The sequence below is a fragment of the Pseudomonas sp. 910_23 genome (assembly GCF_052850795.1).
Window position 1 is genome coordinate 124966 of the sequence record NZ_VXCZ01000003.1, and the last position, 13971, is coordinate 138936.

The 13971-nt window shown below is 57.5% G+C and carries 13 protein-coding genes; 8 read left to right on the plus strand and 5 right to left on the minus strand.

Features of this window, described 5'->3' with window-relative positions:
• Positions 1-61: 61 nt before the first annotated feature.
• Entirely contained in the window at positions 62-1177 is a 1116-nt protein-coding gene (locus FW800_RS04525; RefSeq protein WP_148853350.1) for a sugar diacid recognition domain-containing protein, read from the minus strand.
• A 160-nt stretch (positions 1178-1337) separates the two neighbouring features.
• Here FW800_RS04525 and FW800_RS04530 point away from each other — a divergent pair, with 160 nt between their 5' ends.
• Both FW800_RS04530 and FW800_RS04535 read left to right on the plus strand, forming a co-directional pair.
• A complete protein-coding gene (locus FW800_RS04530) occupies positions 1338-2648 on the plus strand; it encodes an MFS transporter (protein WP_032875421.1) in 1311 nt (436 codons plus the stop codon).
• A 179-nt stretch (positions 2649-2827) separates the two neighbouring features.
• A complete protein-coding gene (locus FW800_RS04535; protein ID WP_032875424.1) occupies positions 2828-3700 on the plus strand; it encodes a hypothetical protein in 873 nt (290 codons plus the stop codon).
• A 24-nt stretch (positions 3701-3724) separates the two neighbouring features.
• Here FW800_RS04535 and FW800_RS04540 read toward each other — a convergent pair whose 3' ends face one another.
• A complete protein-coding gene (locus tag FW800_RS04540) occupies positions 3725-4429 on the minus strand; it encodes an SDR family oxidoreductase (RefSeq protein WP_446437067.1) in 705 nt (234 codons plus the stop codon).
• 101 nt (positions 4430-4530) lie between these two features.
• Between FW800_RS04540 and FW800_RS04545 the strand changes: the two genes are divergently transcribed.
• The 3 genes from FW800_RS04545 to rarD all read left to right on the plus strand — a co-directional run bounded on the left by FW800_RS04545 (position 4531) and on the right by rarD (position 7540).
• Entirely contained in the window at positions 4531-5484 is a 954-nt protein-coding gene (locus tag FW800_RS04545; protein ID WP_446437068.1) for a LysR family transcriptional regulator, read from the plus strand.
• A gap of 30 nt (positions 5485-5514) precedes the next feature.
• Positions 5515-6531, plus strand: a complete 1017-nt coding sequence (locus tag FW800_RS04550; protein WP_446437069.1) for an aldo/keto reductase — start codon at positions 5515-5517, stop codon at positions 6529-6531.
• A gap of 127 nt (positions 6532-6658) precedes the next feature.
• Positions 6659-7540 carry an EamA family transporter RarD gene (gene rarD, locus FW800_RS04555; protein WP_032875435.1) on the plus strand — a complete coding sequence of 294 codons (882 nt, stop codon included), beginning with the start codon at positions 6659-6661 and terminating at the stop codon, positions 7538-7540.
• Between the two features lie 54 nt (positions 7541-7594).
• On the opposite strand, the gene FW800_RS04560 is transcribed toward rarD, so the two are convergent.
• The gene (locus FW800_RS04560) at positions 7595-8824 is read right to left on the minus strand and encodes a dermonecrotic toxin domain-containing protein (protein ID WP_446437070.1); all 1230 of its coding nucleotides are present in this window, start codon (positions 8822-8824) and stop codon (positions 7595-7597) included.
• A 164-nt stretch (positions 8825-8988) separates the two neighbouring features.
• Positions 8989-10065, minus strand: a complete 1077-nt coding sequence (hppD, locus tag FW800_RS04565; RefSeq protein ID WP_032875438.1) for a 4-hydroxyphenylpyruvate dioxygenase — start codon at positions 10063-10065, stop codon at positions 8989-8991.
• Positions 10066-10491: 426 nt separating this feature from the next.
• Between hppD and FW800_RS04570 the strand changes: the two genes are divergently transcribed.
• On the plus strand, positions 10492-12033 hold the full coding sequence (locus tag FW800_RS04570) for an EAL domain-containing protein (RefSeq protein ID WP_446437071.1): 1542 nt from the start codon (positions 10492-10494) through the stop codon (positions 12031-12033).
• Positions 12034-12207: 174 nt separating this feature from the next.
• On the plus strand, positions 12208-12573 hold the full coding sequence (locus FW800_RS04575; protein ID WP_032875443.1) for a histone-like nucleoid-structuring protein, MvaT/MvaU family: 366 nt from the start codon (positions 12208-12210) through the stop codon (positions 12571-12573).
• A gap of 112 nt (positions 12574-12685) precedes the next feature.
• Here FW800_RS04575 and FW800_RS04580 read toward each other — a convergent pair whose 3' ends face one another.
• The gene (locus tag FW800_RS04580) at positions 12686-13222 is read right to left on the minus strand and encodes a DUF4946 domain-containing protein (RefSeq protein ID WP_078821338.1); all 537 of its coding nucleotides are present in this window, start codon (positions 13220-13222) and stop codon (positions 12686-12688) included.
• Between the two features lie 178 nt (positions 13223-13400).
• Here FW800_RS04580 and gloA point away from each other — a divergent pair, with 178 nt between their 5' ends.
• On the plus strand, positions 13401-13922 hold the full coding sequence (gene gloA / locus FW800_RS04585; protein WP_005788230.1) for a lactoylglutathione lyase: 522 nt from the start codon (positions 13401-13403) through the stop codon (positions 13920-13922).
• Positions 13923-13971 lie beyond the last annotated feature (49 nt).

Below are 13971 nucleotides of genomic sequence, written 5' to 3' on the forward strand. Positions count from 1 at the left end.
GTTGGCCTGGGCAATGACGCCGGTCCGATGCACAAGTGCAGGTGGGGTTTGTTGGTCATTTCTACAAAGCCTGCGCCTCCAGAGGCTGAGGCAACAACTGCACGCCCAGGTATAAGGTAAGCATACCGTCGAGGGTCAGCGGGTCGACGCCGCTGAGTTCGGCAATACGCTCCATGCGGTAACGCAAGCTGTTGCGGTGGATGCCCAAGGCATCGGCACACGCCTGGCTTTGCCCGTCGTGCTCGCACCAACTGCGCAAGGTCGCCAGCAGTTGCCCATTGCTATCCTTGGCCAGCACCTTGCGCAATGGGTTGAGCAGCTCGTCCAGCGCGTCGTCGTTGCGATGACGCCAGAGCATGACCGGCAGACGATAACGGGTGAGGGTCAATAGGCGTGTTTGCGGCAGGAGATCGCGGCCATAGGCAAGTAGATCACTGACCCTGCGATAACAGCGGCGCAGCCCTGGCAAGCCATCCGCTTGCCCGCCAACCGCAACACGCAGGATATTCCAACCCAGGCCGTCGAGCTTTTCCAGCAAACGCGGATTATCGACCTGCACAGCGGCAGGCCGGCACCACAGCAGGGAGAACTGCGCAGGGCTGACGCACCAACTGTCGGGATAGCGGCTGGTGAGCCAGGCACTCAAGGCTTCTGCCGATTGGCCCGGGCCCAGTTCGAACAGGTATGGCGTGCGCGCCAGATGCGGTTTGAGGCCCAGTTGCCGGGCTTCGTCCACCAGGCGGGGGGAGTCGCCATTGTCGGCCAGCAGCAAGGCCAGCAAATCATCGCAACGCTGGCGTCGCCATTGCTGCTCAGCTTGCTGATGGCGGTGGCTGACCAACATTTCAGCCGTCATACGCACCAGTTCGGCATAGGTGCGCAGGCCATCGGGTTCGCCGGTAATGCCCAGCACACCGATCAGCCGCTGATCGTGCATAAGCGGCAGGTTAATGCCCGGTTGCACGCCCTTGAGATGCTTGGCGGTCTGCCCGTCGATTTCCACCACCCGGCCATTGGCCAGGACCAACTGCGCCCCTTCGTGACGAGTATTGATACGCTCCGGCTCACCGCTGCCGAGGATCAGGCCCTGGCTGTCCATGACGTTGACGTTATACGGCAGGATTGCCATGGTGCGATCGACAATCTCCTGCGCCAAGTCATGATCCAACTCGAACATGGGGCTAATTTCCTGAAAAGACGGGTTGTTCACCGGCACAGCGCAAAAGCTGCTTCGCTGTGCGCCGGCACAAAGACAGTCGCCCATTACGTCGCCGAGACTGTTGGGGCGGTCAACGTTACCCTCGCGCCGCGAAAAATCATAATAAAGAGAGAATCCCATGCCACAGAGCGCCACTGCAGCACTGGCCAGCGATGACGATAAAAACGCCATCTACAAGCGCATTACCCTGCGCCTGATCCCCTTCATCTTTATCTGCTACCTGTTCAATTACCTCGACCGGGTAAACGTTGGCTTTGCCAAGCTGCAGATGCTCGATGCGTTGAAGTTCAGCGAAACCGTGTACGGCCTGGGCGCCGGGATTTTCTTTATCGGCTACGTGCTGTGCGGCGTGCCGAGCAACCTGGCACTCACCCGGTTCGGCCCACGGCGCTGGATCGCGTTGATGATGATCGTGTGGGGGACGCTGTCTACCTGCTTGCTGTTTGTGACCACGCCGACGCATTTCTACACCTTACGCCTGTTTACCGGTGCCGCTGAAGCCGGCTTCTTCCCCGGCGTGGTGCTGTACCTCTCGCAGTGGTTCCCGACCTTCCGCCGTGGGCGGATCATGGCGCTGTTCATGTCGGCAATCCCGGTGTCCGGCTTGCTCGGCAGCCCGTTCTCTGGGTGGATCCTCAACCACTTCGCAGCCGGCCAAGGTGGCCTGGCGGGCTGGCAGTGGATGTTCCTGCTGCAGGGCATCCCGACTGTGATCCTCGGCGCCCTCGCCTACTTTCTGCTCAGTGACAGCTTCGCCAATGCCAAGTGGCTCAAGCCCCATGAGCGCGCAGTGTTGGAAGCCGACCAGGCCACGGACCTGGCGAACAAGCCCGCAACCACCAGCGATTCGCTGGCCGAAGTCTTCAAGAACCCGGCGATCTGGGCGTTCGGCCTGATCTACTTCTGCATCCAGAGCGGCGTGTATGCGATCAACTTCTGGCTGCCTTCGATCATCAAGAACCTGGGGTTCAGCGACAACCTGGTGATTGGCTGGCTCAGCGCGATCCCCTATTTGCTGGCGGCGGTGTTCATGCTGCTGGTGGGCCGCTCCGCTGACTTGCGCAAGGAACGCCGCTGGCACTTGGTAGTGCCGATGCTGATGGGCGCCATCGGCCTGGTGATTGCGGTTAACTTCGCCACCACCCCGGCCATCGCCATCCTTGGCTTGACCATCGCCACCATGGGTGCACTTACCGGCCTGCCAATGTTCTGGCCGGTGCCCACCGCCATGCTCAGTGCCGGTGCCGCAGCGGGTGGCTTGGCGTTGATCAACTCCATGGGGCAGATGGCCGGTTTTCTCAGCCCGTATATCGTCGGTTTTGTGAAAGATGCCACTGGTTCAACCGATGTGGCGTTGTACCTGCTGGCGGCGGTGATTGTGGGTGGGAGTATGTTGGCTTTGCGGATGACGCGTGCGCTCAAGGTTTAACCTCCATGGGACGGCGCAGATGCTCTTGGAAGGCGTGAGGGTGTTTGCGTCGGCACACGCTGCCTTGAATGGAATTAAAGGCTTGCTTTTTATACCTGTCACTTTTGACAGTATTCAAATTTTTGGATCGCATTTAGCCTTCACTGTGAATTCATTTCACTTCTTGAAGGGCTATCGAGATGATCAGTAAAACAGCACAGGGCACCCAAGGTAAGTTAACAGTCACAGTAGCAGGCGCGCACAACCTGACCTTCCAAGGTGACGCGGATAAAATGGATATGTACCAGGAGCCAAATGGAATATGGCATTTGGTGGCGACAAAACGTCTCTCGCCAGAGCCCAACCATTTTTATGGCATTGATATTTATCTTCCCGCTGAGCTACCGAGTGACGGGACCGAACACAGCTATAGCTTTGCCGATGGGCACGCCAGGTTGCTCTTTTCTGCGTATGAAAACTCGGGCATTTCTCCCTATTGGGCAACTGCCGGGGAGATAACAGTGTCATTCGACGGTGAACGGATGCAGGCGTCTTTCTCGGGTAAAGCGCAGTTTGGTAGCGATAAACAAATAACGCTGACAAAAGGTGATGTCGACCTGACAGGCGTGTCAATGGTTCACAGCGCCCAGTATCCGGCCAAGGGTGAACTGGACCTGACTTTCGAGGGTGGGCCGCTACCGGGTTCTTACTCTTTCAAAACCGACCTGCGGATTGATAGCTCCGACTTCGGGGGCCACCGCCCGGATCGCCGAATCTTCATGGGCGACTATTACGATGACGGCTTGCCGCGGACTCGGAATATTTTTGCCATCGTGGTCTATAACGACGCGAAGGGATTGATCCATGACCTGGCCGGCAATAATGACGTCCGCGTTCAGTTTCAACGACTCGACACTTATGGGACGGTGACAGCCCATGCTGGGGTGCTGAAACTGAACGAAGAAGTCACTGACGAGCATGGCTCGGGTGAGTTTGCCTGTTCCTTTCGAAGAAATGACGGGCCTGAGTTTACTGCCATAGGGACGTTTACACTGGACAAGGCCCGTCATTAACCAAAGGGCACCGGCGGTGGGCGGTTACAGTTGCCCGCCGCCGTCGATATCGATGATGCTTCCCGTTATAAAGCTGTTCTCCATGGCCAGCACATACCCCGCCGCCACTTCTTCAGCCTGCCCTACCCGGCCAACCGGCAATGCCCCGCCTGCGTTGGCAAACATCGCCACGCGCTGCTCTTGCGCCAACCCGGCATAGGCCGGGGTGTCAATCACGCCCGGGCTGATGACATTGACTCGACGTGGCGCCAGTTCCTTGGCCAGTTGCTTGCCCAATGCTTCGGTCGCAGCGTTGATGCCGGTCTTGATGAACTGCCCCGGTGCCAGCTTGCGCCCCAACTGACCGGAAGTCAGGCTGATGCTGCCGTGTTCATTCAGGAACGGCAGCGCCTGTTGAATCGCACGCAGCGCGCCCCAGAGTTTCACATTGAAATTTTCCTGGGCTTCGTCAAGGTCGGTTTCGATCAGGGGCTTGGCCCGCACCGAAGGGCCCGAGGTGTAGACCAGGTGGTCAAAATGCCCCACCGTTTCGAACAATCGCTGCAACGACGCGCTATCGGTGACGTCCACCGGTTCGCTGCGTACGCCGTTCTCGATGCCGGCGGTCAAGCGACGCCCGGCCAGCACCACGTGCGCGCCGCGAGCGATGGCCGCCTGGGCCACTGCCGCGCCGATACCGCTGCTGCCGCCAATAACGATGACGGTTTTACCGCTCAGAGAAGAGACCATGTGAAAACTACCTGGATAAGAAAGTGAGCCTTCATCTTCACAGCTTGGCAATCGGTGAAAAATCCGGGTAAAACGACAAGATCTTTAAAGGATTTTTATCAATGGGCTCGATTCTCGACCTTGAAGTCTTTGTGCGCAGCGCCGACACCGGTAGCCTGACCGCTGCCGCCCGTAGCCTCGGCCTTACCCCAGCAGCGGCCAGTATTGCCCTCAAGCGTCTTGAAACCCGGCTCGGCATCCGACTGCTTGCCCGCTCCACCCGCAGCATGCGCCTGACCGAAGAAGGCCGGCGTTATCTGGACAGCGTGCGAGTGGCGCTGGAAGCCCTGTCCGAAGGCGAACATGCGATCAAGCAACAAGGCCAAAGCCTCAGTGGTTTATTGCAATTGGCCGCTCCCTCGGACTTTGGCCGCAATGTGCTGCTGGGCTGGCTGGATGAGTTCAAGCTCGAGCATCCGAACATCCGCCTGCAATTGTTACTCAACGACAGCAATGCCGATTTGTTTCGCGACACCGTCGATATCGCCCTGCGCTTTGGCGTGCCGAGGGATTCCAGCCTGGTGGCGCTGCCGGTGGTGCCCGGCCACCAGCGCATCGTCTGCGCCAGCCCTGACTACCTGGCGCGCTACGGTGCACCGCAGGTGCCTGCAGATTTGGCGCAGCACAGTACGCTGCGCTACATGCGCCGCGGGCAGGCCAATAGCACCTGGTATTTCCGCCAGGGCACACTGCTGCAGGAGGTCGAAGTCAGCGGCGACTACCTCAGCGATGACGGCGAAATCGTTCGGCGCTGGGCGCTGGCCGGCCATGGCATTGCCTATAAAGCCAACCTGGATGTGGCCCGAGACATCCAGGCCGGGCGGCTGGTGCCGCTGCTTCCCGACTGGCAAGGCGAGCCCACGCCGTTCAACCTGATGTGCCCTCACCGTCTGCAAGTGTCGGAGCGGGTGAAAGTGCTGCATCGTTTTTTACAGGCCCGCTGCCAGACATTGCTGCGCGGACGAAGAAATGCGCCCAGGGCTTGTTCCAGAGCCGTCGGGTCTGGTATTGCATGACTCACATTTGCCTGCAATGAGGAGCTTTGCATGATTTACCGCACATTGGGCCAGTCCGGGTTGAAAGTCAGCGCACTGACGCTCGGCACCATGATGTTTGGCGAACAAACCAGCACCGAAGACTCGCTGCGTATCATCGACAAGGCCTGGGACCAGGGTATCAATTTTATCGACACCGCCGACGTCTACACCGGCGGGCGCTCCGAAGAGATCGTCGGCGAAGCCATTGCGCGCAATCGCCAGGATTGGGTGCTGGCCACCAAGGTCGGCTTCGGCCCCGCCGATGGTTTGCCCAACCGCAGCGGGTTGAACCGCAAGCGCATCTTCAATGCGTTGGAAGCCAGCCTTGCGCGCCTGGATACCGATTACCTGGACATCTACTATCTGCACCGTGAAGATCACGACACGCCTTTGGAGGTAACCGTGTCGGCCATTGGCGACCTGATCCGCCAAGGCAAGATCCGCTACTGGGGCCTGTCCAATTATCGCGGTTGGCGCATCGCGGAAGTGATTCGCGTGGCCGAGCGCCTGGGGGTAGATAAACCCATTATCAGCCAGCCGCTGTATAACATCGTCAACCGCCAGGCCGAAGTCGAGCAAATCACAGCGGCGGCAGCCTATGGTTTGGGTGTAGTGCCTTACAGCCCGCTGGCACGTGGGGTGCTCAGTGGCAAGTACGCACCTGACGTTACACCCCAGCCAGGCAGCCGTGCCGCGCGCCAGGACAAACGCATCCTGGAAACCGAATGGCGGGTGGAGTCGCTACGCATCGCCCAGCTGATCCAGCAATACACCCAGGGACGTGGCGTGGGGATTGTAGAGTTCGCAATTGCCTGGGTGCTGAACAACGCGGCAGTGAGTTCGGCGATTGTGGGGCCGCGTACCGAGGCGCAGTGGGATGCCTACACTCACGCGCTGAACGTAAACATCACGCCTGAGGATGAGGCCTTCATTGATTCGCTGGTTACGCCTGGGCACTCGTCCACTCCGGGGTTCAACGACGTGGGCCATTTTGTTTCCGGCCGCGTGGCGTTGCGAGCGGGCTGAAATCTGCCTGATAGCATGGAGATTGAAATGTGGGTGGGAGCAAACTCCCGCCCACATTCTATTTCTCGCAAAAAACGCCATACTCCCCTCCTTGAACTGGATATGAATCGGCTTTCGCGAGGACAGTGTGTCTAAAGGTGTTGTGTTATCGGTCTTGGCCTCGGTGTTGTTTGCCGTGATGTATTACTTCACGTCACTGCTCACACCGTTGAGTGGTCTGGAGATTTTCGGCTGGCGCATGTTGCTTACAGTACCTTGCATGACGGTGTTCATGATCGTCAGCGGCGAGTGGCGGCGGGTGTGGGAACTGTTGCGGATGTTGGCGGCCAAGCCGCGCCTGATCGCCGGGGTGCTGGTGTCTTCTGCCTTGCTCGGCGTGCAGTTGTGGCTGTTTATGTGGGCGCCGCTGAATGGGCGCAGCCTGGACGTGTCCGTGGGGTACTTCCTGCTGCCGCTGACCATGGTGCTCACCGGGCGCCTGGTCTACGGCGAGCGGTTGTCACGGTTGCAACAGATCGCCGTAGTGTTTGCCGCGCTGGGCGTACTGAACGAGTTGTATCAGGCTGGTGGCTTTTCCTGGGCAACGCTGGTGGTGATCATAGGGTACCCGGTGTATTTCGTGGTGCGCAAATACCTGACCACCGATCATTTGGGCGGGCTGTGGCTGGATATGGCGTTGATGCTGCCGGTGGCCTGGTGGTTTGTGCAGAGCGGCGAACAGGGTTTTGCGGTGCTCGATGTGCATCCCAAGCTATACGGGTTGATTCCGATGCTGGGCTTGATCAGCGCTTCGGCGCTGGTGAGCTACATCATTGCCAGTCGCTTGCTGGCCTTCAGCCTGTTCGGGCTGCTGAGCTACGTAGAACCGGTGCTGCTGCTGGCGGTGGCCCTGCTGTTGGGCGAAGGCATCCAAGGCGGGCAATGGCTGACCTATATCCCGATCTGGCTGGCGGTGATGGTCCTGGTGTATGAAGGGTTCAAACATCTAGTGCGTCAGCACCGAGCTTGAGTGGCTGGATGGAAGTGGCGCAATGGCGTGGGGTATCCATTCCCCTCTGTCGAGTCAGGTCCTGACTTCGGTCGTCGGTAATTCAGGCGTACCTACGCTTTGTTCAATGACGTCGGCTGTGTTCTCCAACCTTTTCCTCCACTTACCGTAATGGGGGATGTTGCTCTGGATTTGACTGCCCACCCTTTCCAAGTTGGCATCCATCTCTGCCTTATCAACACCAAACACCTTGCCGACACGATTGTCGTGATTCAATTCAAGCAGCGTTCCTTTGATGGGGTCTTTCAGGATGGTTTCGATGGAATTCGCCACGTTGTCAGGAAGACCCAGCGCTTTCAACGCGGTGGCGAGGCCATGCCCAGGACTTCTGAGTTGCTTCAGGAACTCGTCGTAAAGACCCATTAGGTCATTAGCGCGCACGTTGTCCAGGGAGACACTGGTTATTTTCTTGCGGAACTCGTTGAAGGTCATGGGTTCAAGCGGTTTGTTTTGGTTCAACCCGTTTTGGACGAAATAAAATCTCCTCGCCTTGGCGTCCTTTTTTTGGCCGCCGCCTTGCAAGTTTCCATAAGCGTCGTAGCTATAGACGATGGCTTCTCCATCTGGCCGATACCCGACATAAAACGCCTTTCCATCTGGTTCCAGTTTATAGAGCTGCGTTCGCACCAGCCCGTCGACCTGAGCGGGTGGGACCAAGGCGTCTTTGTTCAACCGCTCGAAAATATCCTCCCGCTCATGGCCGAAACTACCCACGACCGCATTAATATCGCCAGCCGCGAACTCGCCGAACTGCTTGTTGACCCGTTCCTGCTGTTTGGGTGCTTTCGGATTGGAAAAATGCTGGGTAAATCGCTTTCGCTCAGTCGGGTCATTGGCTACGTCCTTGAGCCAGGCCGTCATTTCCTCTGCATCCTTGAACTCATGAAACGAGGTCACGTCATCTTCCGGCATATACAGGACGAGATTAGGCCCATCTTCGGTAGGCAGCACCCGCTTGATCACCATCATGTCATTGGACTGGGCGCCATCAACCGCGAATGTCGAGACCTGCACCCCGGGCGCACCCGGTTTATTGGATGAGACCACAGCCTTCACCAACTGATAACCATCGGCACTGAGGGTGTCGCCCAGGAACTCGGTTTCGCCATCATCCAGATACTTCTTACGCGCCTGATTGACCGGGTCTGCATCATCGAATGAATGCACATTGCGAACTGGCGCGGCCTGTTCCGCTGGTAGGCTGGGCTCGATCGGGCGTTGAGGGGTAGGAGAATTCACATTCATAAGCGGACCTCTTCGGAATGGAAGCGCAGGTTTTTCTGCGCTCCTCGCCTCTGTGTGATATTTGAAAAACCATCTGTTCCTATTCCACCGCCCGGCAATTAAAACCCGATATAACAGACACGAAAAAGCCCGATAAAAACCGGGCTTTTTCGTTATCCATTGAATTACTCGGCAGTCAGTACGCCACGACGCACCTGGTCGCGCTCAATCGACTCGAACAGCGCCTTGAAATTGCCTTCGCCAAATCCATCGTCGCCCTTGCGCTGAATGAACTCGAAGAACACCGGCCCCATCAGGGTTTCCGAGAAGATCTGCAACAGCAGGCGCTTATCGCCTGCAATCGAGGAACCATCCAGCAGGATGCCACGCGATTGCAACTGGTCTACCGGCTCGCCGTGGTTCGGCAGGCGGCCTTCCAGCATTTCGTAGTAAGTGTCTGGCGGTGCGGTCATAAAACGCATGCCGATCTTCTTCAACGCGTCCCAGGTTTTGACCAGGTCGTCGGTGAGGAACGCCACGTGCTGGATGCCCTCGCCGTTGAACTGCATCAGGAACTCTTCGATCTGCCCGGCGCCCTTGGACGATTCTTCGTTCAACGGGATGCGGATCTTGCCATCCGGTGCGCTCATGGCCTTGGAGGTCAGGCCAGTGTATTCGCCCTTGATGTCGAAATAGCGCGCTTCGCGGAAGTTGAACAGTTTTTCGTAGAAGTTGGCCCAGTAGATCATGCGTCCGCGATAGACGTTATGGGTCAGGTGGTCGATGACCTTGAGGCCGGCGCCTACCGGATTGCGGTCAACGCCTTCGAGATAGACGAAATCGATGTCATAGATCGAGTTACCTTCGCCGAAGCGGTCGATCAGGTACAGCGGCGAACCGCCGATACCCTTGATCGCCGGCAGGTTCAGTTCCATCGGCCCGGTTTCAATATGAATCGGCTGGGCGCCCAGTTCCAGGGCCCGGTTGTAGGCTTTTTGCGAGTCCTTGACGCGGAATGCCATGCCGCACACCGACGGCCCATGTTCGGCCGCGAAGTAGGCGGCGAGACTGCCGGGTTCGTTGTTGAGGATCAGGTTGATCTCGCCCTGGCGATACAGGTGCACGTCCTTGGAACGGTGGGTCGCCACCTTGGTGAAGCCCATGATCTCGAAGATCGGCTCCAGCGTGCCAGGCGTCGGCGATGCGAATTCGATAAATTCAAAGCCCATCAGGCCCATCGGGTTTTCATATTGGTCGGTCATTTCGATGCCTCATCATTCTTGTAGGTAGCAATTGATCAGTTGCGAGCAAGGATGAGGTTCGAGGGTGGCGCACAGGAAAGACCCCGCACGCTGCGGGCGAGGAAGTCACCAAAGATGAGGGGGGAGCCGAGTAGCTTCATGGTGTCATCAGTCTCTGACGGCCGAGGCTTGCGTGAGCGCAAGTCCATATTCTTGTATGCGTAAACCGATTCTACACAGCGTAAACAGATTTGTCCGTACTCTTATCAAATCCCCATTGCCCCGCTTCGTGCAAGAGGTTTGTAGCAAGCGCGCCGGCTGGTTAAGCACCCGGGACACGCGTGAATAGGCCCACAGCCCAGAATCAACAATAGGTAGCGAGCGTACTTGGGCAATGCCATCTATCATCGGCACATACCCTTCTTTTTTCAGCGACTGACTGTCTCTATGCCCCTGACCTCCAAAGGCCCACGAGGCCGAGCCACACGTTACGTCATCAGCGCAACCTGTGGACTGCTCCCGATTCTGCTGGGGGTCGCGATTCTTTACTGGCAAGCTGAACGCACACTTGAACAAAGCACCACACAAACGGCTCAGGAAGCAGTGCGCCAGTTCGATTTGATGCTCGACAATACCGCCCTCGCCGCCCGGGATTTGCTGCCATTGGCAGGCAAGCCGTGCGATAACGCGGCGAAACTGGCGCTGCGCGAACAGGTCACGCGCCGGCCGTTCGTACGCGCCACCACGTTGTCCTGGCAGAAAAACATTTATTGCAGCTCACTGTTTGGCGGCGACTACCAATCGCCGGTCAACCCGGACGACTATGTGGATGGCCGGTTGTGGTTGATGAATGGCAACCCTGTCACGCCAGATACTGCGTTACTGGTTTACCGCCTGGTGGAGGGTGAGCAAGGCGCGTTTGCCTCGATCGACAGCTACCACCTCACCAATGCCTTGCGCCTGATCAGTCGTTACGCCTATTTGGTGCTGCAAGTCGGGCCCAATTGGCTGGATGCCGACGGCAAAGTGCATAACGACGCAGTGCCCGTGTTCGCCGTGGCGCATCATCACCTGGCGTCGGCGCGCTATCACTACAGCGTCGAGGCCGGGATGCCTGCCGGGGAAACCTGGCGTTATATGCAGGCCCGCTATCCGGCGGTGTTCAGCCTGGTGGCGTTCTTTGGTGTGCTGGCTGGCATCCTCGCCCATTGGCTGCAAAAACGCTCGTCGGCACCCACCCACGAACTGCAACGTGCATTAAGCGCCAACGAATTTATCCCGTACTTCCAACCCGTGGTGCGCGGTGATACGCGTCAGTGGGCCGGTTGCGAAGTGCTGATGCGCTGGAAACATCCCAAAGAGGGCCTGGTGCGGCCAGATTTGTTTATTCCCCTGGCCGAAGACTCCGGCCTCATCGTGCCGATGACCCGCGCCCTGCTGCGCCAGACCGCCGCGCAACTGGCGCCCCATGCCGAACGCTTCAACCCCGGTTTTCATATTGGCGTGAACATTACCGCGCGGCATTGCCAGGACCTCGAACTGGTGAACGATTGCCAGGAGTTTCTCGCAGCCTTCCCGCCCGGCCAGGTCACCTTGGTATTGGAGCTGACCGAACGCGAGCTGATCGAGCCCACCGAAACCACCCGCAGCCTGTTTGACGCCCTGCATCAGTTGGGGGTGATGATCGCGATCGATGACTTCGGCACCGGCCATTCCAGCCTCGGTTACTTGCGCAACTTCAATGTCGACTACTTGAAGATTGATCAGAGCTTTGTCGCCATGATCGGTGTGGATGCACTGTCACGGCATATTCTGGACAGCATCATAGAACTGTCAGCCAAGCTTGACCTTGGCATTGTTGCCGAAGGCGTGGAAACAGCAGAACAGTGTGAATACCTCGTCGCCCAAGGTGTGGATTTCTTACAAGGTTACCTGTTCGGCAAGCCGCTACCCTGCGATGAGTTCATTAAATCGTTAGGCAGCCGATGAAAGATTGTTATTTGGACAGAAGACATGATTTACTCCAGAGGGATTAACTACTACAATTTTTCTGCCTGTGCAGAACTCGCAGAAGGGTCTTCTTCGTTGACGTCGTGTTAACGTTTCTGGCTTATAGCTTTGTCTGCAGTTGATATCAGCCACTACACTATTGGAGTACAGATTTTGTCCAGACTCGCCGAATTTCGCGCAGCAGAAAAAGCCCTTCAAGAGCAGCTGGCCCAGCTGGAATCCTTGAAGAATGACGCAGGCTTGAAGAAAGAAATCGAATTCGAAGAAAAGCTCAAAAAGCTGATGGACAGCTATGGCAAAAGTCTGCGCGATGTCATCGCCATTCTTGATCCAGCCCCGCGCAAGGCGGGTGCAACCATCGCCGCAGCGCCAAAGCAGCGCCGTGCACGGGTCGTCAAGGTTTACCACAACCCGCATACCGGTGAGCTGATCGAGACCAAAGGCGGCAACCACCGCGGCCTGAAAGCGTGGAAAGAAGAGTACGGCGCTGCCACGGTAGATTCCTGGCTGCGCGGTTAATCATCCCGCACTAAAAAAAGCCCCGCACATGCGGGGCTTTTATGCAGTTGACGGTTCGAAAGCGAACTTAACCAGCCGTTCATTTTGTTCAAAACCACTAAAAAGGGTCGATTCAAAGTTTCAGGCTGTTGCGCACCGAACTGACTTCGTCTTTGCTCGCCTCGTAGGCTTGCGCCTGGCCCGCGTAAGAAAATACATAGGCCTTATCTGTATCCACTGCGCCGACTAATGTTTGTGACAACACGTGCCGTCCATTTTCGGTTATCACGCAAGTAGTCTCCAACGCTTCAAGGCGACTCAGTGTCGTAGGATGCATCTTGCTGCACACGCTTTGATAACCGCCCTGGGCGAAATCTTTCTGAATCGATTTGCGCATTTCCAGTAACACGCCTGGAAGATTAACTTTATGTCCGGTTTCAATTGGCGTGCCGGTCAACTCCATGACCATCAGGGTTGCGCCGTTCTCATCATTTTTGATCGCGCGCTGGCGAGACACTGTTTGAGCCTTCGCGGGGACTTCGTCGTCAGGTATGACTTCTTCGACCTGCCAGCCGCTGGGCCAATGAATCTCCGGGTCGGCCGCCAATACGAACGGGCTCCCCAGCATCAGGCACAACGTACTCAACAGCGATTTACGAAACTCGATCATTATGAAAAACGCCCAGGGTTCAAGCCGCAAAGTTTGCGGCCCCGGACCCGCCGCTCGCAAGGGCCGCGTGCGTTTTTTCATTTGGCGCGGCAGGTAGCCCTTGCGTATCATGAGCCGGCAGCACGGATGCTTGCCGCACGCCAAGGGACCGCTTTGCCCCATTTTTTCTGGAGGGCCCATGAGCCTGCACGAACTGAACACCTTCCCGGGCGTCACTGCCCAACCTGACACCGCCACTGCAAATTTTGTGTTTAACCACACCATGTTGCGGGTCAAGGACATCACCAAATCGCTGGACTTCTACACCCGCGTGCTGGGTTTCTCCCTGGTTGAAAAACGCGACTTCCCGGAAGCCGAATTCAGCCTGTATTTCCTCGCCCTGGTGGACAAGGCCCAAATCCCGGCCGACGCCGCCGAGCGCACCCAGTGGATGAAATCGATTCCGGGCATCCTTGAGCTGACCCATAACCACGGCACCGAAAACGACGCCGACTTTGCCTATCACAACGGCAATACCGACCCGCGTGGCTTTGGCCATATCTGTATTTCGGTACCGGATATCGTCGCTGCGTGCGAGCGTTTCGAAGCGCTGGGCTGCGATTTCCAGAAGCGCCTGACGGATGGCCGCATGAAGAGCCTGGCCTTCATCAAGGACCCGGATGGTTACTGGGTCGAGATCATCCAGCCGGCGCCGATGTAACACGCGGCGCGTCTCGCGCAGTACGCAGGAATAAAAAAGCCCCATGATT